Genomic DNA, 20,068 nt, shown 5'->3' with positions numbered 1-20,068 from the left:
CTGAGAACCTCGAGGAAGCGGTTGCCTTGAAGCCCGGCATGCGGCGCAACCATAGGCCGGAAGAGCAGGCAAATCACGAGCGCTGGCTGGTCTCCTATGCGGATTTCATTACGCTGCTGCTTGCGGTTTTTGCGGTAATGTATGCGCTCTCCCAGGTAAACGAGGGCAAATACCGGGTGATGGCCGGTTCACTCATGAATGCCATCGCCAAGGAGCAGGGACACCGCGATAACCTGATCGTGGCACACGAGCCGGCGCCGCCGATTGTGCCAGTCGACGACTCGGCGGCAAAAAGAGCAAGCCGTATCGGGGAGGCGCAACTCCGGCAGCAGGAAAAGATGCGGAGCATCGCTCGCGACATCATGGCGGCATTCGCCCCCCTCGTGAAAGACGGGCAAGTGCGGATGATCCAAAGCGAGCGCGGCGTGCGGGTGGAGATCAACGCCAGTGCGTTGTTTCCGCTCGGCGAGGCGACGCTGCAGGAAGACTCCATCAAGGCGCTCAACGCGGTAGGACAAGTGCTGCGAAGCGGAAAATATGCGATTCACGTGGAAGGGCATACCGATGACATACCCATCATCACGCCGAAGTTTCCTTCCAACTGGGAACTATCGGCGGTGCGCGCCAGCAGTGTGGTGCGGTTGCTGATCGACAATGGCGTTCAGGCCACACGGCTTACCGCCGTCGGTTATGGTGAAAACCGCCCGGTAGAATCGAATGTCAGCGAGGAAGGCCGTGCGCGCAACCGTCGCGTCACGCTGATGATTCTATCTAGTTCGCCCGATGCTCCATCCGATGCCTTTTCTGATGCCGAAGATTTACCCGCCGCCGAACCTGATTCCGCATCCGAGCCCTTGCGGGGTGCATCAGCTTGATCGATTAACCTGAATTCGTTCTGTAGCGACTTACCGCAAACGTGAAGGTCATCTTGGAAAAAGACGTTAAGAATTATTTTATGGGTGGTCAGCTGCCTGACCACCACCAGCTACGGGTACAATAGCCAGTCGGCGCTCTCCCGCCTGACCCACGACCTGGCGGGCACGGCACAGGACAACACCTGGACCTATACCCGCAACCAGGCGCAGGAGATCACGAACCATGCCTGGAGCAACAATGCCTACCAGTGGACGGGCTACGCCAATGGCACCAAGACTTACACCCCCAACGGCCTCAACCAATACACCACGGCGGTCGGGTCTGCGCTCGGCTATGACGGCAACGGCAACCTGAGCAGCTACAGCGTATGGACGTATGACTACGATGCCGACAATCGATTGAGAAGCGCCAGCAAAACCGGCTTTTCTGCCACCCTGGTGTATGACGGCACCGACCTGGTGGCCGAGTACGATGCCAGCAATGCCCTGTTGCGCCGCTACGTGCATGGGCCGGGTATCGATGAGCCGCTGGTGTGGTACGAGGGCACCGGCACCGGCAGCAAGACCTGGCTGTATGCCGACCACCAGGGCTCCATCGCCGCCACTGCCAACAGCGCGGGCACGTCCACCGCGACCTATACCTACAGCCCCTACGGTGAGACGACTGTGGTCAGCGGCGTGCGCTTCCGCTACACCGGCCAGCAGCTGCTGAGCCAGCTGGGCATGTACCACTACAAGGCGCGCATCTATTGGCCTGCGCTGGGCCGGTTCATGCAGACCGATCCGGTGGGGTACGAAAGCGATCTGAATCTGTATGCGTATGTGGGGAACGATCCGATTAATCGTATAGATCCCAATGGTCTTGACACGCTTCAGCTAGGTATCGCCGCTGGCGGCTCGTTTATCGGCATTGTTGTTCCGCAAGTAGGTGCTGGGGTCGCAATCGATACACAAGGGAATATAGGTGGATATGTGTCTAGCGGTATTGGTGTCGGAGTTGGTGTTCAGACTGAAGTTGGTGGAAGCATACAATTTTCTAACGCAAAAACTATTTATGATCTCAGTGGCACATCAAGAAATGCCAGTTTTAGTGCAGGAGCTGGTATAGGCGGATCAGTCGATGCCTTCACCGCCATTAGCCCAAATGGACCGGTAGTGGGGGGTGGTGTCACACTGGGAGTTCGTGTTGGCGCGCCCGCGTCCGCGTCGACTACGCAGACTCTGACGCAGGTATGCGGTTCGCAGGGTTGTGCAGGACCAGCCGCTAATTTCCGTTCATCTCCTGTCGCATCGGTCCCAGTTGCCTCACCTGGTTTGCAGAATCCAAGTAGCTTCCTATCTACCCGAGGCAGTTTCACCGCGCAGAGTTCGCCAACGGGACGACTCAAACCATGATCTCGCGCGGGAAGCCGCTAGAAGCCAACCATGTTCCTAAAGATTAAAAAGATTATTGGGCTTACTGCCGGAATTATATTTGTAATTGCATGGTTCTACGCTGGGAGTCTGGAGGGTGCTTACGTCAATTATCCGAGATTTTCAGATCCCAAGGCAGGCTTGACCGTACCACATGCGGTTAAAGGCATAGTCGTCTTTATAACCAAAGAAGATCAGGAGCTTCTTTCGTGGCTTCTCTGGGTACAGATCGGTTCTGGCGCAGTCGCTGGACTTGTATTTCTTATACACAGAGGAGATCCGTTCAAGTCAGAAAAATGATACTGCCGCCGATCTGCACGCTGGGGACGCCGGGGAAGCAGTTCCAGTTTGATGTCTCGTCAACTGACCTGCAAGGGATGACCTCATCTGTAACCTGAAGCGCGAAGATTGGATCAGGCACGGGATAATGCTAGGCGAATTCATTTTGTTTCTTTTATTTTTATATTTTAACTAGACAACCCCTAAGTAAATACTTTCCTCACGACCCTAGAAACCAAAGAATCAAGTAAGCCCAACGACCAATAATGTTTCAGTTACGTGATTCAACCGGAATCCCCTCCACCCCTTCAAAGGACATCCAACATGAAAATAAAGTTAACGCCGGGCAGCCTCGCGCTGGCCGTGGCAGCGTTTGGCGCGACACCGCTGGCATGTGCCCTGACTCCCGCCCGAATCGCGGCAGGCCCCACCACCTACGTGTGGCTGTCGGGCAGCTCAAGTACTCAAAATTCTGTGTTTCGCAGCGTAATCTCGCTCTGCAACGGCCTGGCCGGCAATGCCGGTGCTAATGACGTGCATATGTACATGGAAGGCACCACGCCGGAGCCGGGCAAGTACCTGGGCGACAGAGGCGCCTATGCCTGCACCATGAGCGCCGCCGCGGGTGCCACACTCTCAGGCAAGAAGGTGGTGGTGTACCACACGGTCGAAGGCGGCTCCTTCAACACTTATGCTCCCCACCTGAGCATGGCGGGCGAGCCCAATCCGAATGGCTACCTGCCGGGCAGCATAAAGCGGGTCAATAATCTGGCAGGGCAGGATGGCGCGGGAAAATGCGCGGCAGGTGCGCCTAACACCACTAATGTGACCCTCAACGGGGTGTCCTACGCCGTCGGCCGTTACAACAACTGCGACGTGGTTACAAAAAGCTTTACCACCACGCTGAAGGGTGACGCGCTAGGCCTCCCTGGGCAGAGCTATCCCGATGGCGGGTTTTCCGATACCGAATACCTGGTCAACAAGCAGAACCTGCTAATAACCAAGGCTCTGAGCACCATTGGCAGCGAAGTGGCGACCAATATCGGCCAAGCCTTCGGTGCAGCCGTGAGCTACCCGCTGTACTACCAATTGCAGAAGAACAGCATCACCAGTGGAGACATCGCCGCCAGCTGCACCGCGGCGCCTTTTACTGCCGCCAGCCCCAATCTAACCCGTGCTTGCCAGCCAGACCTTCCCGCGCAGCGTTACTCCACCGTGGCGAATAAAGACTCCATCAGCGGCGTAGATGGCAGCCTTTTCGGTGGAGCCATAGGTTCTGTAGTCACGTTGGCACGTCGCATACCCACTTCCGGCACCCAATCTGTTTCCAATATGCGTTTTCTCGCCAAGCCATGCGCCACCGGGGTTTCGGGAGGTGCGATGGAGCCCGCCGTTACGGCTGACAGCACAACGACAGCGATAGTGAACCAGCAATCCGGGACCGGCGGCGTAAAGATTGCCTTGAATAACGCAACCGGGGCAGGGCAGTTCGCGATGGGCATCATCTCCATGGAAAACACTCCTGCACCCACGGCCACAGCCGAGCGCTGGGCCTTCGTCAAGCTGGATGGTGTGTCGCCCAATTCCGATACTCAGCAGCGCGCCAAGGCGATGGATGGCGCTTACACCTTCTGGTATGAGCTGTCCGCATTTACCGCGGCAGGGGCCGTCAGTCCTGCCAGCCCTGCCGGAGCTGCGCTGATCGTGGCAACTACTACAATGCTCGGCAATAGTGATCTTCAGGGCATATTTGTTACCCCGGCGTCGAGCGGCAGTGGCCCAACTTCCAAGGGCGCGCGTCTCGGCAACTCCTGCCAACTTGCAATTCAGTAAGCCCTTGTGGAGTGCGTTGATGCCGTATTCCGGCGGCGAAATATCTAGTCCCAAGCACCCTGACGCGGCTTTTTAGATCTGATAATTCACCTTTAAAGGGGGCAGTTCACGGAACGGAATTTAAGGTACGTTAACGTTTTACTCTCCCGGGTATGGGAGAATGCAAAGGGCAATCAGCCTTCGCCAAGCTGGCGTCCGCCGGAGAAGAGCGTGGGCTGCCCATCCGCGCCGTATAGACCGGCGCTACGGGTTGCGGCTTGCAGCACCGAGAGTGCCTGCTGGTTGTAGCGCAGGCGCTGGCCGATGAGAATACCATTGATTTTATTAAGTTGGCTGGCAGTTTCCGCCAATTGAAGCAGTTCCCGCCAGGTATCGGTGGCGTCCGCGCTACCGCAACGCTGTAACCCCTCTTCCATGCCGTTGCGGTCCCGCGTGCAGCCGAGTGTTTCAAGCCAGCGGTTGCGCGTATCGGCCAGCCGAATCAGTTGCTGGGCTTGCTGCGCTTTTTCCCTTGCCAGCGTCAGCAGCGAAGAAACGTCCGCCTGACGCAATGCGCGCTGCTCCCGCTCGAGAAGGTCGATGAAGCTCCGCGTCTCATCACGCTCGCGGGCTATACTAGCTGACGGATCAAATACGGTAGCGCGCATGTCAGGCATGCCTGGTCTGGACCAGGTCGCGCACCGTTTCCAGCAGACGATCCGCGACTTTCTCAGGATTTACGACAAAACGGCCTTCGCTGATTGCCTGCTTGATTTCTTCGACTCGCGCGGTGTTGAATACCTCACCATTGGCGAGGTTTTTCTCGATATTCCGCAATTGCGTGCTCAGCTGAACGCTGTCATTCGAGTTTGCAACACCCTCGGTTTTCTGCCCGCTCTTGCCAGGGCGCGCCGCCGTTTCACTCAGTGATACGGTAGTCTGAAGGGAATTGTCAATTTTCATGGTATGTCTCCTACGGTTGACCTTAAAGAGCTTAACGGCGGTTCGGCGAAAAACTTAAAGGAAACTTAAGATAATCGGGATAAAAAAATAATCCGGCTTGCCACTGCGCTGCGTATAAATAAATATGTTTTTCCCCGCTCATCCACTTCTGATCCTCTTCATGGCGGCGAGCATGGGCTGCGTGCCACGGGTTGTAAACAGCCTTGCGGACAGAACATCCCATCAACTTCAATCTTAATAGCTTACTTCCACTACCGCACCCGGGCGGGCGATCCCGCTGATGACCGGGCCCGACGCGCTTCGAACCTGCACCAGTTGTCCTTCCAGTGCGTTGCCGAGGGCTTTGCCTTCCGCGCTTACACTGAATCCGCGTCCGTGCGAAACCAGTTTTACATTCTGGTTTGCCATCACGGCGGCCTGCGCACGCAGCATATCCTGACGCAATGGGCTGCCGAACGGAATACTCCCGGCCATGGTTCTGCCGAAGGCCTGGTTAACATCGGTCACGATGCCGGGTGGCAGCTGGGTCAGGTCACCCCTGCGAGTTGTCACATCCGCGGCAGTGAGTGTCTGGCCCTGCATCAACGGTTTGGCGCTGACCAGATAATCCGCTATCACTTTCACCGTGGCGCGTACATAAATCGTCCACGGGTGCGGTACCGTGCAATTTACGATTACGGTCGTGTTGCCCCACGGGCGGCTGCCGGACGGTAATGCCGGCTCAAGCGCTGCGCAGGCCGGGAGATTGATCCTTGCATCCATCGCACCAGGCGTGATTTCCACTTGCCCTGGCAGCCCGGCCGACTGGGTACGCAGAAAGTGCACGACAGCTTCCTGTACCAGAAGCGGGTCCTGTTTGCCATGTGTTGAGGCCGACGCCAGTCCGGATCCGGAAAAAATGGCAATCAGACTCAGAGTGACTGACAACCGCCGCAACGTGATATGCATGATGGGATTCCTCCAACGATATTTCCCGGATCGGGTGAGCCGAAGATGGGAGCTATCCTAGCTGGTACTTCCCCCGGCCGGCAGCCGGAAATGAAGCCGGTTTCACCCGCTATTCATTGGATTGCCCGAACGCGGACACCTCTATCATGCTGTCGTCACCGAACCGAATTGACGGAATGAGAACAACGGTGCAAGGACGCTTCACCGCCCCATGCGCACGGAACATCAAAGCCTGAATATGAGGGAATTTTGCCCCGTTGCTTCGCCATTTGAATGGATCCGTCTCCCGATACGATGGCTGATATAGAGATTAACGGCAAGACAACGCACGATTTGAGGAGATCTTATGATCGACAAGCTTGATACGGCATTCCGTTTTTATCAGGACTCCGCCAATTTACGCGCCCACCGTCAGCAACTGATCGCTTCCAATATCGCCAACGCGGACACTCCGGGCTATAAGGCGCGCGACATCGACTTCAATACCGCGCTGCAGGGTGCGCTGACGGGCAGCGGGACAGTTGCGCTGGCGACCAGCGCAGCCCGCCACATTGCCCCCGATACCGGGAGCGCAGCGGGTGGCGCGGCGCCTCTGCTCTATCGAACTGTCATGCAGGGCAGCGTGGATGGCAATACGGTCGATATGGATGTGGAGCGAAGCCAGTTCGCCGACAATGCAATTCATTATGAAGCCAATCTGACGTTTATCGGCAACCAGATCAAAATGATGCTGGCCGCCATTCAGAATTAGGGAGAAGGCATAGCATGTCACTGTTCAATATATTCACCGTCGCCGGATCGGCAATGACGGCCCAGAACCAACGGCTCAACGTGGTGGCAAGCAATCTGGCCAATGCCGACAGCGCGGTGAGTTCCAACGGTCAGCCTTATAAGGCCAAGCAGGTGGTGTTCGTGAGTACACAGCCCGCAGGGGGTCCCGAAGCAGGTAGCCGTGCCAGCAGCGTCAACGGAGTCAGGGTGGGGAAGGTGATCGAGGACCAGTCGCCGATGAGGATGGTGCATGAACCCAGCCATCCGCTCGCTAATAAAGAAGGTTTCGTGGCGATGCCCAATGTGAATGTGGTGGAAGAGATGGTCGATATGATTTCCGCCTCGCGCTCGTACCAGAACAACGTGGATATGATGAATACCGCCAAGACACTGCTGTTGAAGACTTTAACCATCGGACAATAAGGAACCCCCCCATGAGTTCAATTCAGGATACCGGACCCGCTTCCAACCTGTTTACGTCGTACAACACTAAAACCACCGCCAAGCCGGCCGCGGAAGATCCGCAGGACAGGTTCCTCAAGTTATTGGTTACACAGATGAAGAACCAGGATCCCTTAAACCCTCTCGATAATGCCCAAGTGACGACACAACTTGCGCAAATCAGTACCGTGAATGGTATCGAGAAGCTTAACGCCACGTTGCAAGGCATGGCGAGCGGCATTACCGCGGGACAATCCCTGCAGGCCGCAAACATGATCGGACACAATGTGCTCGTACCTGGCTCGGCGTTGCAACTGGCGGGCGGCAGCGGCGTGTTCGGTGTCGATCTGGCGCAGCCCGCGGACAGTGTAAAAGTCACCATACAGGACAGCACGGGCCAGGCGGTACGGGTCATGGATCTGGGTGCGCTGGCGGCCGGACCGCTGGCCTTGCAATGGGACGGCATGTCCGACAATGGCACTCCCGCAGCCGATGGCGGCTATACCATGAGTATCAGCGCGCAACGCGGCGACCAGAAAGTCGACGCGCAAACGCTTGCGTTCGGTACCGTTCAGGGTGTGTCCCAGGGAAGTCAGGGTGTTCAACTGAACGTCGGAGCGCTGGGAACGGCGAACCTGGCGGATATCAAGCAGATTTTTTAAAGCAGGCATTACCCAATTAATTCCGTCTCCGGTCCCTGGTCTCCAGGCGAAGACGCTTACCTAAGGAGTGCATCATGAGTTTTCAGCAAGGCTTAAGTGGCCTGAACGCGGCGGCAAGGAATCTGGATGTGATCGGCAACAACGTAGCCAACACGAATACGGTGGGTTTCAAGCAGTCGCATGCGCAGTTTGCCGATGTTTACGCCAATTCGTTGTCAAGCGGAAGTCAGCCAGGACTTGGCGTCCAGGTAGCCGCGATCGCGCAGCAATTCAGCCAGGGCGGCATTACCGCGTCCAACAATTCGCTTGATATTGCCATTAGTGGCAACGGCTTCTACCGCCTGAGCGACCAGGGTGTCATCAGTTATTCGCGCAACGGCCAATTTCATCCGGACAAGGATGGATATATCGTCAACAGCAGCGGCCTGCGGCTTACCGGTTACACGGCGAATGCGGCCGGTCAGATCAATGCGGGCGCACCGTCCGATCTCCAGATTTCCACGGCCGATTTGCCCCCCCGGGCAACCACTTTGGTGAATGCCCTGGTCAACCTGGATTCGCGCGAGGCCGCGCTGAATCCCGCGGCCTTCGATCCCGCCGATTCTTCCACTTATCACAGCTTTACCCCCATGTCGATTCACGACAGTCTGGGCAACTCGAGCACGGTGTCCACTTATTTCGTCAAGACCGCCGCCAATAGCTGGGATGTATTCGCTGCCAGCGAAGGTGCATTGCTCAATGGCGGGGCCTCCTTGGGCACACTGAATTTTCTCTCCACCGGCGGCCTTGATCCGTCGAGTTCCGCAATATTCAATGTGACGAAACCCGTAACCACCGGTGCGAACTCCGTAGTTTTCGATATGGATTTTACGGGTACGACACAGTTTGGCTCCAACTTTGGTGTCAACGCGCTGGCGGAGGATGGCTATGCCTCCGGCCGCCTTACCGGTTTTGATGTGGGTGCCGACGGCATGGTCCGGGGCAGCTATTCCAGCGGTAAATCTTTAAATCTTGGACAGGTTGTACTGGCCAATTTTGCCAATCCGCAGGGCTTGCAGATACAGGGCGACAATCAATGGACCGAGACTCCTGCATCTGGCGTCCCTCTGGTGGGTGCGCCGAAGACAGGCGGGTTGGGTTCGCTGCAATCCGGTGCGGTGGAGGACTCGAACGTGGAACTGACCTCCGAACTGGTCAATATGATCACGGCGCAGCGCGTTTACCAGGCCAACGCCCAAACCATCAAAACGCATGACCAGTTATTGCAGACGCTAGTGAATCTGAGGTGATGAAGTGACGGAAAGGGGCGGCCCGGCAGCAGGATAAGTTGGCTTCCCCTTTCCCGGCCACGCCCATCTAATACAGGAGCATATATGGATCGCATGATCTACACGGCAATGACCGGTGCCAAGCATACGCTGGGACAGCAGGCGGCCATGTCGAATAATCTGGCGAATGCGAATACCACGGGCTTTCGCGCCGAAACCAGCGTATTGCGCGCGGTGCCGGTCTTCAGCGAAGCCCTGGCAACCCGGGCATTTGTGGTGGATTCAAGCGCGGGCGCGGATTTTCGTTCGGGCACCGTGCAGCAAACCGGGCGCGACCTCGACGTGGCCGTACAAGGGCCAGGCTGGATCGCCGTGCGGCTGGAAGATGGCAGTGAAGCCTACACCCGCAACGGCAACCTGCATGTCAGCGCCAATGGGATATTGCAAACGCGTAACGGCCTGAACATCCAGGGTGAGGGCGGCGTGATTGCAATTCCCCCCGGTTCGACCATCACGGTTGCCAAAGACGGGACCGTTTCCACGGTGGCCATTCGTCCGGGGTCGAACGAGTCGAATGTCGTGCTGACAGCCGGCCGCATCAAACTCGTCAATCCACCGGAAGCTCAGCTTACGCGCGGCGCGGACGGACTGTTCCGGTTTGCCGGCGGTGCGGCGGATGCGGATGCCAATGTCACCCTTCTCAAGGGCAACTTGGAGGGGAGCAATGTCAACGTCGTGGAGGCGCTGGTCGACATGATTTCGCTGTCCCGCCAGTTCGAGACGCATATGAAATTGTTGAAGAACGCCGAAGGCAACGCGCAACGGGCGAGCAGTCTGTTGAGCATGAGTTGATGGCGATTGGGGCGGGAAGAGACATGACCCTAAATCCGGCACTCGACCGCTCATTTGCCGATCTAGCACTTAATCGGCATAAGACCGGAAAGAAACAGTGAATTTACCCCTCTTTTCCGGGCGCTGATTTTGCCCGCCTTGCCATAACATGTCGCAAAAGATGCCGCACATCGTCGACCGCATTTACAAAGGGGGCAGTTCCGCAGTGGCGCCTCCGATGTTTGGGCTGACGGCGCTTAACCTTGACCCAGTATAGATTTACTCTCAGGAGATTTACATGATCCGCTCGTTATGGATTGCCAAGACCGGTCTGGATGCGCAGCAGACGCAGATGGACGTGATCGCCAACAACCTGGCAAATGTCAGCACCAACGGATTCAAGCGCTCACGCGCAGTTTTCGAGGACCTGCTGTATCAGACCTTGCGCCAGCCCGGTGCCCAGTCATCGCAGCAGACGCAACTGCCGTCGGGGTTACAGATCGGTACCGGTGTCAGGCCTGTCGCTACCGAACGCGTCTTCACCCAGGGCAATTTGCAGCAAACCGGGAATTCCAAGGACGTGGCCATTCAGGGCCAGGGATTCTTTCAGGTGCTGATGCCTGACGGCACCACCGCTTACACTCGGGACGGCTCATTTCAATCCGATTCCCAGGGACAGCTGGTGACCTCCAGCGGTTACCAGATTCAGCCGAATATCACCATTCCCGTCAATGCCTTGAGCATTACTATCGGCCGCGACGGCACCGTTTCCGTCACCCAGCCCGGATCCAACACACCGGTTGAAGTGGGATCACTGCAACTGGCAACATTCATCAACCCGGTCGGATTACAGAGCGTGGGCGAAAATTTCTATGTGGAAACTTTCTCCAGCGGCCCGCCCAACATCAATACACCCGGCATCGATGGCGCCGGAGTGCTCAACCAGGGCTATGTGGAAACCTCCAATGTCAACGTGGTGGAGGAACTGGTCAACATGATCCAGACCCAGCGCGCTTACGAGATCAATAGTAAAGCCATTCAGACGTCGGACCAGATGCTTCAGCGCCTGTCCCAAATGTCATAAGCGGTGACAATGGTGAGAACAGCGATGTCTCGGCAATATAAAGATAACCGGATGGGCGCATATTCTTCAGGGAAGCGCAGCGGACCGCTTGTGTGGCGTGGAATACCCATGATCATCATGATGCTCGCGCTTTCCGGCTGCATAAGCCTGCCCGACCCCAAAGCGATCGTGCAACAACCGATGTCCGCGCGCACGGGGTCGGGCGGGCTCCCGCCCGCCAATGGCGCCATTTTCCAGGCGGGTACCCATGACCGCCCGTTATTCGAGGATCGCCGCGCGCGCGTGGTGGGCGACATTCTGGTGATTGTTCTCAACGAGAGGACTAACGCAAGCAAGAAATCCGCCAGCAGCGCCAATAAAAACGGTGCCGTGAATTTTGCCGTCCCGCCCATGATATTCGGGGTGCCCATCACAAAGAACATAGATATGGGAGCATCGTCCACCAACGATTTCTCAGGCAAGGGCGAGGCGGCTTCCACCAATAATTTCACCGGCACGATTTCCGTCACGGTGCTGGAAGTGTTGCCCAATCGCAACCTGCTGGTAAGCGGCGAGAAGCAACTGGCCATGACGCAAGGCACGGAATATATCCGTTTCTCGGGGGTGGTGCGCCCCGAAACCATTATCAACAACACGGTATCGTCGATCCAGGTGGCGGATGCAAAGATCGAGTACAAGGCCAACGGCTATATCGACGAGGCGCAGACCATGGGCTGGCTCTCGCGCTTTTTCCTCACCATCTCACCGTTCTGAGCGAGGCTGATCATGCCGAATGCCGTACCCCCTCCGCCGTGCCGCGCCGCGATGCTTAAACAGAGCCATTTGTTGTTTCTCATGCTATGGCTGGGGTGGGCAGCCATTGCGACACCGGCGCAGGCCGAGCGCATCAAGGATCTGGCCTCGATTCAGGGCGTGCGGGCCAACCAGCTTATCGGATACGGTCTGGTGGTGGGGCTGGATGGCACGGGCGATCAGACCAGCCAGACGCCATTCACCGTGCAGACCATCGTCAGCATGCTGATGCAGATGGGCATCAACCTGCCGCCAGGCACCAACCTGCGGCTGCGGAATGTGGCGGCGGTAATGGTGACCGCCTCGCTCCCGGCATTCGCCCAGCCGGGCCAGGTCATCGACGTGACGGTATCCAGCATGGGTAATGCCCGCAGCCTGCGCGGCGGCACGTTGCTGATGACTCCGCTCAAGGGAGCTGATGGCCAGGTTTACGGCATGGCGCAGGGCAATTTACTGGTCGGCGGTTTCGGTGCTGCTGCCAGCGGCAGCCAGGTTCAGGTCAATCATCTGAGCGTGGGGCGCATTACCGGCGGCGCGACAGTCGAGCGCGCGGTGCCCGTCGCGCTGGGCCAGGACAACGTCATCCGGCTGGAGCTTAACAGTACCGACTTTTCCAATACCAAAAGAATAGTGGACGCCATCAATGGAAAATTCGGCGCGGGTACCGCCGCGGCGCTGGACGGCAGGGCAATCCAGGTGCGGACGCCGGAAGGCAGCGACCAGCGCGTGGCATTCGTTGCCGAAGTGGAAAGCCTGAATATAAATCCGGCGCCGACCCATGCCAAGGTTATCGTCAACAGCCGCACCGGCTCGGTGGTCATGAATCAGGCGGCGACGGTTGATGCCTGCGCCATCGCACACGGAAATCTATCGGTGGTCATCAGTACTGAACCGGTGATCAGCCAGCCGGGGCCGTTCTCCAGCGGGCAGACGGTGCAGGCGCAGCGTTCAACCATCGAAATCAGGCAGGAATCCGGCATGCTCACAATGGTCGAGGGTGCCTCGCTGGCCGAAGTGGTCAAGGCATTGAACGCGATAGGCGCGACACCGCAGGATCTGCTGGCGATCCTGCAGGCGATGAAATCCGCCGGGGCATTGCGAGCGGATCTGGAGATCATTTGATGGCGACCTCGGCCGACCTTTCCGGCAAATTCGCACTTGATGTGCAGGCCGTCAACGGGCTGCGCATCGACGCCAAAAGGACGGACAAGGCGGGACTTGAAGCGGCCGCCAGGCAGTTTGAAGCGCTGTTCATGAACATGATGCTGAAGAGCATGCGCGAGGCGACTTCCCAGGACAGTTTGCTGGATAGCGAACAAAGCCGTCTTTATACTTCCATGCTCGATCAGCAGTTGTCGCAAAGCATGGCTTCACGTGGCATCGGTCTGGCTGACATGATGGTGCGGCAGCTTGGCCGCGGATTGCCCGTGGACCTGCCGCAGGGGGGCATTGCCCCAACTTCCGCCCCGGCTCCGGAATACCTTCAGGCTGAGGTTCCGCCGCGGCCGCAGGGAAACATACCCGCACAACAGCCGCCGCAATCTCCGCAGCGGACGAGCGCGCTGACACAGCAGCCCCCGCAGCCAGTGCAGGCGCCCCAGCAGGCCGCATTTCAGCCGGGACTGCAGTCGCAGGTGGCCGAGTTCCAGAGCAGGCTGATGCCGCATGCGCTCCAGGCCAGCCAGACGACAGGCATCCCCGCGCGGTTTATGCTCGGGCAGGCGGCACTGGAGAGTGGATGGGGTAAGCGCGAGATTCGCGCGGCGGATGGCACGCCCAGCCACAATTTGTTCGGTGTGAAAGCGGGTGCCAGCTGGAAAGGGCCCGTGGTGGAAACGGTGACGACGGAGTATGTCAATGGCGTAGCGCAGAAAAGCGTCGAAAAATTCCGCGCCTATCCTTCATACGCGGATGCCTTCCGCGACTATGCCAATCTGCTGCGCAGCAATCCACGTTATGCGGGCGTCGTGGCGCAGGCGGCGCAAGGGATCGATGCAGCGGGTTTCGCGCAGGGATTGCAACAGGCGGGCTATGCCACTGATCCGAACTACGCGGACAAGTTGACACGGGTCATCAAGACGGCGCAGTGGTCTTGAGGGTTGCCAGTGCCGGCACTGGCGCCAGCTACCGCTAAACATTTTCTGTACGCAGCCGTTAACATGAATATAGCGATGGCCATCGTTATGGGTGAGGAGAGATTGCATGGGTAACGGAATTTTCGGGATCGGACTGAGCGCGCTCAATACCGCGCAGAGGGGATTGCTGGTGACCGGCCATAACGTCAGCAACGCGGCCACTCCCGGCTACACCCGCCAGCAGATCGTTCAGTCGACCAATCCCGCCCAAGGTACCGGCACCGGATTCATTGGCCAGGGGGCGAAGGTCGATACGGTAAGCCGTTCATACAATCAGTTTCTGACCCAGCAGGTCACGCAGGCAAAGACCGAATCCGCGCAGCTGGATACCTATTATGCCCAGATGCAGCAGATCGATAGACTGTTGGCGGATCCAAGCGGCAGCCTCGGCCTCGCGCCGGCGCTGCAGAATTTCTTCGGGAGCGTGCAAGACGTCGCCACCAATCCGTCCGATGTCCCGTCCCGTCAATCGATGCTGTCGGGCGCGGAGGTGCTGGTGCGGCGATTCCAGTCGCTGGACAGCCGGCTCGATGAAATCCAGGACGGGGTGAACACGCAAATAAAGGATAGCGTTTCGCTGATCAATACACTCGCGGCGCAGATCGGCAGATTGAATGAAACCATCAGCCAGGCGGAAGGCTCCTCCCGTGGCCAGCCAGCAAATGATTTGAGAGACCAGCGCGACGAGCTGGTGGGACAACTCAATCAGGAGATTCGCACCCATGTCGTGCAGCAGGACGATGGCTCATACAGCATTCTGATCGGCAACGGTCAGCCGTTATTGGTCGGCACCCAGGTTTTTCAGCTTGCGACCGCGGCTTCTCCGACCGACGCGCGCCGTATCGACGTGACCTATGTTGCCGGCGGCAGCAGCACACCTATCAGGGAATCGACGCTGGATGGCGGCAAGCTGGGAGGGTTGCTGCAGTTTCGCAGCGAATCGCTCGATGCCGCTCGCAATGGTCTGGGGCGAGTCGCCATCGGCCTGGCGGGAACTTTCAACGAGCAGCACCGGCTAGGGCAGGATTTGTACGGTAACCTGGGCGGCGATTTCTTCACGGTACCGACCCCTTCGGTGGCGGCCTCCGCCAATAACAGCGGCAGCGCGGTGATCGGCGCCGAAATCACCAGCTACAGCGCGCTTACCACCAGCGATTATCGCCTCCAATATGATGGCGCCAACTATACTCTCACACGCCTGAGCAATGGGGTGGCACAGGGTGCCCCGCAGAGCTTTGCTACACTTCCGCAGACTGTGGATGGTGTGCGCTTGAGTCTTTCTTCCGGAGCTGCCGCCGCAGGCGACGAATTTCTGATCCGGCCCACCGTGAATGGCGCCGGTCAGATTGGCGTCCTCATTCAGGGCACCAGCCTGATCGCGGCCGCTGCGCCGATCCGTACGGATGCGCCGCTTGCCAATACCGGCAGCGGGCGCATCAGCGCCGGATCCGTCAACACGCCTCCGCCACCCAACTCAAACCTGACGTCGCCGGTAACACTCACCTTTACCAGTGCAACCACTTTCGACGTGAGCGGCACGGGTACCGGAAATCCATCCGGTGTCGCCTTCACGCCGGGCGGTACCATCAGCTATAACGGATGGACCGTGCAGATCACCGGTTCGCCCCAGCCGGGCGATACGTTCAGCATAGGACCTAATACCAATGGCGTGGGAGACAACCGCAATGCCTTGCGATTGGCGGCTTTGCAGAGCAATAACACGATGGCGGGCGGCACGATAAATTACCAGACAGCCTATGGTCAAATGGTCAGCCAGATGGGTAACAAGACCCGCGAGCTGGAAGTGACCAGTGCCGCCCAGACAAACCTGGTAAGCCAGACGCAGGTATTGCAGCAATCGGAGTCGGGCGTCAATTTGGATGAGGAGGCAGCCAACCTGCTGCGCTATCAGCAGGCGTACCAGGCAGCCGGCAAGATAATACAGACCGCCAGCCTGATGTTCGAGACGCTCCTTGAGATGTCGAGATAGGGAAGCATTAAAACGTCTGGATAAGCTTATGTAGGATGGGTGAAGCATAGCGTAACCCATCAAAATTCCACATAAAACAAACTATTAGATCATGACCGTACTCGTGTGATTGTAGTTTGGTGAGGTGTGAAGATAATCCAATGATGGGTTGCGCTACGCTCCACCCATCCTACCGGAAGCCGCGTAGATGCATGCAGCAAGGCACGTGATGAAATGAATAGATAACAGGCCGGGTAGCAAAAAAATAAAGGAGAAGTCACCATGCGCGTTAGCAGCAACACCAGTTATGAACTCGGCATCGCCGCCCTCAATCGCCAGCAAGCCGCGCAGGTGAAGACGCTGGAACAGATAAACAGCGGCAAGCGCCTTCTCACGCCTTCGGATGGCCCGGCAGCCTATGTTCGCGCGCTAGGAGTATCCCAGGCCGATGCCGGCAATGCCCAGTATGCAGTTAACCGGCAGAGTGCCACGAGTAGCCTGGGGATGCTGGAAGGCACCCTGAAGGACGTAGTAAATCTGGTGCAGAATGCGCAGGAACTGGCCGTGTACGCGGGCAACGGTACGCTTAACGACAGCGGACGCACTGCCATCGCCACCGAATTGCGCGGCAATCTCGATGAATTGCTGAGTCTTTCCAACCGTACCGACGCGAACGGGCAATATCTGTTTTCCGGCTTTCAGGGGTCGACCAAGCCTTTCGTCGATACCGGCAGCGGTGTGCAGTACATGGGCGACGACGGCATGCGCCTGGTACAAGCCAGCGATTCGCGCCAGCTCGCGGTGAACGAATCGGGACGGGAGGTATTCGAACGTATTCCGGCTTCCGGTGGCGGGTATCAAAGCCTGTTCAAAACACTTTCCGACTTGATCGGCGTCCTCGAAACCCCTGTCGTCACTGCCACCGACAAGACTGCGCTCGCCAACGGCTTGAACGCAGCCCAGAGCAATTTATCCAGCTCGCTGGACAATGTGTTGCGTGTTCGCTCCGACGTGGGTACACGCATGAATGAGGTGGATACGCTCAACGACACAGGTGATGCATTGAGCATTCAGTACAAGCAGCAGCTTGCCGACCTGCAGGATGTCGACTATGCCCAGGCTATCAGCAGCCTGACCCAGCAGCAGACTTACCTCCAGGCGACACAGCAGGCATTCCTGAAGGTGCAGGGGTTGTCGCTGTTTGATTATCTACGGTAGTAATTGGTTTAAGATCGTTCCACTAGTAATTGATAATTATAATTAATTATAAAGCTATTTAACTGATTCTTATTGTCCGCATTATTTCTCAACGAGACTGGGCCAAGCGCCGGAAAATTTATATCTGGTTGCTATTGACTCCGAAACACGTCAATCAAACCATCGGCGCTGAGTTGATTCAAGATCACGGCAAGGTTTGATAGCTGTAAGATTTTACAGCTATCAAAGGGCTCTATAAACGGATTTAATAGACCCAATCTTAAGCATCCGTAAAAGAAAAATGCTGAACGCTGAAATTTGCTCAAATGAATCAGCGTCCCGGTCTGCCTGGACACGGGCGCCTATCTCCCCCACATAGAGTCCTCATTTTTGCTTAAGAATTCAAGAAGGGCATAGTCGATGGGGTATGACCTGCTTACGGGTTGGGGTTAGGGATGAGCAAAGGCGGGTAGTTGCTTATCATTACTGACAGAGACATCGCCGTACCGATGAAAGAAGCGGATAAGCCAGAAGAAAAAGCAGAAGAATTCATGCGGATGGCGGAAGGGGAAACACAGTCCCTAACCATTGTCGCCAATGCTCCCGGCATGGTGTTTCAGTATGTGCTGGGTGAGGATGCCCAACACACCCTGCCATTTATAAGCGGCCAGTGCCTCAACGTGCTCGGTATCAGCGTCGAGACACTGCGGGCTAACCCCGGGTTATTCATGGATATCGTATTGCTGGAAGACCGGGAGAGTCTGTGGCGGTCGATGGCTCAGTCAGCCACCGATCTTTCGACATGGAACTGGGAAGGCCGCCTGTGGATTGAATCGTTCCATGATGTGAAGTGGGTGAGCCTGCGGGCCAGCCCGCGCCGGGAGAAGGGCATCGGCGTGATCTGGGAAGGTATCATCATCAATATCACGCAAAGCAGGCGCAGGGAGACGGAACTCAAGGAATCGCACGAACGGCTGCGGGAAGTGTCATCCCATATTATTGCGGCGAGAGAGCATGAGCGCATCCGCATTGCCCAGGAGATTCACGATGATCTCGGCGGTAATCTGACTGCCATCAAGATCGACCTGGACTGGCTAGGCCGCCACCTCACTGACGAGGACGCGGTATTACTCGCCAAGATTCACACCATCGATCAACTGGTGGATCGCACCATCGATTCGATACGGCGTATGTCGCGCGATCTGCGGCCCGGCATCATGGATTTTGGTATTGTCCCGGCGATAGAATGGGAGGCGGAAGAATTCAGCAAGCGGCTCGGCATCCCATGCGAGGTCGTATGCGCTCAGGAGGATATTGAACTGGATCAGGATGCCGCGGTCGCCGTATTCCGGATTTTTCAGGAAGCGCTGACCAATATTGCCAAGCATGGACGAGCATCGCATGTTTGGGTACGGCTGGATGCGGATATGTCCGCCAAAGGCTGGTTGGACCTGGAAGTGCGGGATAACGGGCGCGGCATTATGCCAGCGGATACCAAGAAGTTCAATTCTTTCGGCATTCGCGGCATGATCGAGCGTGCGGGCCTGCTCGACGGCAAACTGACGGTCAGCGGTGCGCCAGGGGAGGGCGCCACGGTGCGTTTGTCGATCCCGCTTGGACCGGGGCCACACGATCTTGCGACCTCGCGATCGAACATCTGTCCGTCATAGCTGCAGCCATGAATATCCTGATTGTCGATGATCACGCCATTGTCCGGCAGGGCTTGCGGCAAATCCTGATGGAAAGCGGTGAAGCCATTTTTATCAAGGAAGCGGATTGCGGTTCAGACGCCATCCGGCAAATACGCGAGGGCGAGTGGAATGTGGTGGTGCTGGATATATCGCTGCCGGACAGAAGCGGCATCGAGGTTCTGAAGCAAGTCAAGAAAGAGTATCCGAAAGTTCCCGTGCTCATGCTCAGCATGCACGAGGAAAGTTTGTATGCGATCCGGGCGCTCAAGGCGGGTGCATCAGGGTATATCACCAAGCAGAGCGCGCCCGCCGAGCTGATGGCGGCTATCCGCCAGGTGGCGCGAGGCCGCAAGTATCTTACCGCGACTTTGGCCGAAGCGATGGCGGATAGTTTCGGTGCCGATTATGAGCAACCACTTCACGAGGCTTTATCCGACAGGGAATACCAGACTCTGTGTCTGATCGCGTCAGGCAAGAGCCTTACCGATACGGCTGAGGAAATGTGCCTGTCCGTCAAGACCGTCAGCGTCTATCGCGCACGGTTGCTGGAGAAGATGAAGCTCAGGAACAATGCCGAGCTGACCCATTACGCCATCAAAAATAGGCTGGTCTGATCGAAGAAGCGCGCCCATCGGTCGACGGTGGGAGAACAGGCTCCCATCCTCGACGAAATTGCACCCCTTCCTACTCCCAGCTGCCGTCATGCCGGGTTTGTCGCTTGATCAGCATGCGATCGGAATGATGCATTAACCCGCACGATCCATTGGCCGGCCTCCGCGCGTACGCGAGTGCCCCATCCTCATCTTGCGTCCTCATGGTCCTCATGGTTATCTGGGTTAAAAAATCTTGACAAATCGATTAAATTTATTTTGCGAGGCGCCGTTAATCAACATAACAGCGGTTGATCGCCTCGGATGAATGCAGGTGGATCAAAGTT

General features: G+C 57.3%; 21 protein-coding genes. 17 read left to right on the top strand and 4 right to left on the bottom strand.

From position 1 onward, the window contains the following. Positions 1-38 precede the first annotated feature (38 nt). Positions 39-875, top strand: a complete 837-nt coding sequence (gene motD, locus SQ11_RS07330) for a flagellar motor protein MotD (protein WP_041513623.1) — start codon at positions 39-41, stop codon at positions 873-875. 78 nt (positions 876-953) lie between these two features. Here the strand turns inward: motD and SQ11_RS17535 are convergent, their stop codons facing one another. Continuing rightward, complete coding sequence (locus SQ11_RS17535; protein WP_198140822.1) at positions 954-1,178, bottom strand: hypothetical protein; 225 nt, start codon at positions 1,176-1,178, stop codon at positions 954-956. 96 nt (positions 1,179-1,274) lie between these two features. Between SQ11_RS17535 and SQ11_RS16390 the strand changes: the two genes are divergently transcribed. From SQ11_RS16390 to SQ11_RS07315, 3 genes are all read left to right on the top strand, one after another. Beyond that, positions 1,275-2,270 carry an RHS repeat-associated core domain-containing protein gene (locus SQ11_RS16390; RefSeq protein WP_198140821.1) on the top strand — a complete coding sequence of 332 codons (996 nt, stop codon included), beginning with the start codon at positions 1,275-1,277 and terminating at the stop codon, positions 2,268-2,270. A 30-nt stretch (positions 2,271-2,300) separates the two neighbouring features. Continuing rightward, entirely contained in the window at positions 2,301-2,588 is a 288-nt protein-coding gene (locus tag SQ11_RS07320) for a hypothetical protein (RefSeq protein ID WP_041513515.1), read from the top strand. 303 nt (positions 2,589-2,891) lie between these two features. Further along, positions 2,892-4,400, top strand: a complete 1,509-nt coding sequence (locus tag SQ11_RS07315) for a hypothetical protein (RefSeq protein WP_041513514.1) — start codon at positions 2,892-2,894, stop codon at positions 4,398-4,400. A gap of 173 nt (positions 4,401-4,573) precedes the next feature. Here the strand turns inward: SQ11_RS07315 and SQ11_RS07310 are convergent, their stop codons facing one another. The 3 genes from SQ11_RS07310 to flgA all read right to left on the bottom strand — a co-directional run bounded on the left by SQ11_RS07310 (position 4,574) and on the right by flgA (position 6,290). Then, positions 4,574-5,047: a flagella synthesis protein FlgN gene (locus SQ11_RS07310; protein WP_041513622.1), complete on the bottom strand. Its 474-nt coding sequence runs from the start codon at positions 5,045-5,047 to the stop codon at positions 4,574-4,576. Position 5,048: 1 nt separating this feature from the next. Beyond that, positions 5,049-5,342: a flagellar biosynthesis anti-sigma factor FlgM gene (flgM, locus tag SQ11_RS07305; protein WP_041513513.1), complete on the bottom strand. Its 294-nt coding sequence runs from the start codon at positions 5,340-5,342 to the stop codon at positions 5,049-5,051. 234 nt (positions 5,343-5,576) lie between these two features. Next, positions 5,577-6,290 carry a flagellar basal body P-ring formation chaperone FlgA gene (flgA, locus tag SQ11_RS07300; protein WP_041513512.1) on the bottom strand — a complete coding sequence of 238 codons (714 nt, stop codon included), beginning with the start codon at positions 6,288-6,290 and terminating at the stop codon, positions 5,577-5,579. A gap of 346 nt (positions 6,291-6,636) precedes the next feature. Between flgA and flgB the strand changes: the two genes are divergently transcribed. The 13 genes from flgB to SQ11_RS07235 all read left to right on the top strand — a co-directional run bounded on the left by flgB (position 6,637) and on the right by SQ11_RS07235 (position 19,745). Next, complete coding sequence (gene flgB, locus SQ11_RS07295) at positions 6,637-7,041, top strand: flagellar basal body rod protein FlgB (protein WP_041513511.1); 405 nt, start codon at positions 6,637-6,639, stop codon at positions 7,039-7,041. A gap of 14 nt (positions 7,042-7,055) precedes the next feature. Further along, on the top strand, positions 7,056-7,484 hold the full coding sequence (gene flgC / locus SQ11_RS07290) for a flagellar basal body rod protein FlgC (RefSeq protein WP_041513510.1): 429 nt from the start codon (positions 7,056-7,058) through the stop codon (positions 7,482-7,484). An 11-nt stretch (positions 7,485-7,495) separates the two neighbouring features. Next, entirely contained in the window at positions 7,496-8,164 is a 669-nt protein-coding gene (locus SQ11_RS07285; protein ID WP_041513509.1) for a flagellar hook assembly protein FlgD, read from the top strand. Positions 8,165-8,238: 74 nt separating this feature from the next. Next, on the top strand, positions 8,239-9,453 hold the full coding sequence (gene flgE, locus SQ11_RS07280; RefSeq protein WP_041513508.1) for a flagellar hook protein FlgE: 1,215 nt from the start codon (positions 8,239-8,241) through the stop codon (positions 9,451-9,453). 84 nt (positions 9,454-9,537) lie between these two features. Continuing rightward, positions 9,538-10,284 carry a flagellar basal-body rod protein FlgF gene (flgF, locus tag SQ11_RS07275; RefSeq protein WP_041513507.1) on the top strand — a complete coding sequence of 249 codons (747 nt, stop codon included), beginning with the start codon at positions 9,538-9,540 and terminating at the stop codon, positions 10,282-10,284. A 277-nt stretch (positions 10,285-10,561) separates the two neighbouring features. Beyond that, positions 10,562-11,347, top strand: a complete 786-nt coding sequence (flgG, locus tag SQ11_RS07270) for a flagellar basal-body rod protein FlgG (RefSeq protein ID WP_041513506.1) — start codon at positions 10,562-10,564, stop codon at positions 11,345-11,347. Positions 11,348-11,455: 108 nt separating this feature from the next. Further along, on the top strand, positions 11,456-12,100 hold the full coding sequence (locus tag SQ11_RS07265; RefSeq protein WP_232297922.1) for a flagellar basal body L-ring protein FlgH: 645 nt from the start codon (positions 11,456-11,458) through the stop codon (positions 12,098-12,100). A gap of 81 nt (positions 12,101-12,181) precedes the next feature. Beyond that, complete coding sequence (locus SQ11_RS07260) at positions 12,182-13,261, top strand: flagellar basal body P-ring protein FlgI (RefSeq protein WP_198140825.1); 1,080 nt, start codon at positions 12,182-12,184, stop codon at positions 13,259-13,261. Next, the gene (flgJ, locus tag SQ11_RS07255; protein WP_041513504.1) at positions 13,261-14,235 is read left to right on the top strand and encodes a flagellar assembly peptidoglycan hydrolase FlgJ; all 975 of its coding nucleotides are present in this window, start codon (positions 13,261-13,263) and stop codon (positions 14,233-14,235) included. Before SQ11_RS07260 ends, flgJ begins: the two co-directional genes overlap by 1 nt. Positions 14,236-14,341: 106 nt before the next feature. Continuing rightward, the gene (flgK, locus tag SQ11_RS07250; protein ID WP_041513503.1) at positions 14,342-16,264 is read left to right on the top strand and encodes a flagellar hook-associated protein FlgK; all 1,923 of its coding nucleotides are present in this window, start codon (positions 14,342-14,344) and stop codon (positions 16,262-16,264) included. Positions 16,265-16,525: 261 nt separating this feature from the next. Next, positions 16,526-17,461: a flagellar hook-associated protein FlgL gene (gene flgL, locus SQ11_RS07245; RefSeq protein ID WP_041513502.1), complete on the top strand. Its 936-nt coding sequence runs from the start codon at positions 16,526-16,528 to the stop codon at positions 17,459-17,461. Positions 17,462-17,913: 452 nt separating this feature from the next. Then, on the top strand, positions 17,914-19,110 hold the full coding sequence (locus SQ11_RS07240; protein WP_041513501.1) for a sensor histidine kinase: 1,197 nt from the start codon (positions 17,914-17,916) through the stop codon (positions 19,108-19,110). An 8-nt stretch (positions 19,111-19,118) separates the two neighbouring features. Continuing rightward, positions 19,119-19,745, top strand: a complete 627-nt coding sequence (locus SQ11_RS07235) for a response regulator transcription factor (protein ID WP_041513500.1) — start codon at positions 19,119-19,121, stop codon at positions 19,743-19,745. Positions 19,746-20,068 lie beyond the last annotated feature (323 nt).

It is taken from the genome of Nitrosospira sp. NpAV (assembly GCF_000832065.1).
In the GTDB taxonomy this organism is placed as follows: Bacteria; Pseudomonadota; Gammaproteobacteria; order Burkholderiales; family Nitrosomonadaceae; genus Nitrosospira.
The sequence above is the reverse complement of the archived record's forward strand: the minus strand, read 5'-3'. Positions and strand labels throughout refer to the sequence as shown.

Coding starts and splice junctions, on each gene's coding strand:
- motD (WP_041513623.1), top strand. CDS start 39: ATGCGGCGCAACCATAGGCCGGAAGAGCAGGCAAATCACGAGCGCTGG.
- SQ11_RS07310 (WP_041513622.1), bottom strand. CDS start 5,047: ATGCGCGCTACCGTATTTGATCCGTCAGCTAGTATAGCCCGCGAGCGT.
- SQ11_RS07285 (WP_041513509.1), top strand. CDS start 7,496: ATGAGTTCAATTCAGGATACCGGACCCGCTTCCAACCTGTTTACGTCG.
- flgC (WP_041513510.1), top strand. CDS start 7,056: ATGTCACTGTTCAATATATTCACCGTCGCCGGATCGGCAATGACGGCC.
- flgF (WP_041513507.1), top strand. CDS start 9,538: ATGGATCGCATGATCTACACGGCAATGACCGGTGCCAAGCATACGCTG.
- SQ11_RS07265 (WP_232297922.1), top strand. CDS start 11,456: ATGATCATCATGATGCTCGCGCTTTCCGGCTGCATAAGCCTGCCCGAC.
- flgK (WP_041513503.1), top strand. CDS start 14,342: ATGGGTAACGGAATTTTCGGGATCGGACTGAGCGCGCTCAATACCGCG.
- flgG (WP_041513506.1), top strand. CDS start 10,562: ATGATCCGCTCGTTATGGATTGCCAAGACCGGTCTGGATGCGCAGCAG.
- flgL (WP_041513502.1), top strand. CDS start 16,526: ATGCGCGTTAGCAGCAACACCAGTTATGAACTCGGCATCGCCGCCCTC.
- SQ11_RS07235 (WP_041513500.1), top strand. CDS start 19,119: ATGAATATCCTGATTGTCGATGATCACGCCATTGTCCGGCAGGGCTTG.
- flgE (WP_041513508.1), top strand. CDS start 8,239: ATGAGTTTTCAGCAAGGCTTAAGTGGCCTGAACGCGGCGGCAAGGAAT.
- SQ11_RS07315 (WP_041513514.1), top strand. CDS start 2,892: ATGAAAATAAAGTTAACGCCGGGCAGCCTCGCGCTGGCCGTGGCAGCG.
- flgJ (WP_041513504.1), top strand. CDS start 13,261: ATGGCGACCTCGGCCGACCTTTCCGGCAAATTCGCACTTGATGTGCAG.
- SQ11_RS07260 (WP_198140825.1), top strand. CDS start 12,182: ATGCTATGGCTGGGGTGGGCAGCCATTGCGACACCGGCGCAGGCCGAG.
- flgA (WP_041513512.1), bottom strand. CDS start 6,290: ATGCATATCACGTTGCGGCGGTTGTCAGTCACTCTGAGTCTGATTGCC.
- SQ11_RS07320 (WP_041513515.1), top strand. CDS start 2,301: ATGTTCCTAAAGATTAAAAAGATTATTGGGCTTACTGCCGGAATTATA.
- flgM (WP_041513513.1), bottom strand. CDS start 5,342: ATGAAAATTGACAATTCCCTTCAGACTACCGTATCACTGAGTGAAACG.
- flgB (WP_041513511.1), top strand. CDS start 6,637: ATGATCGACAAGCTTGATACGGCATTCCGTTTTTATCAGGACTCCGCC.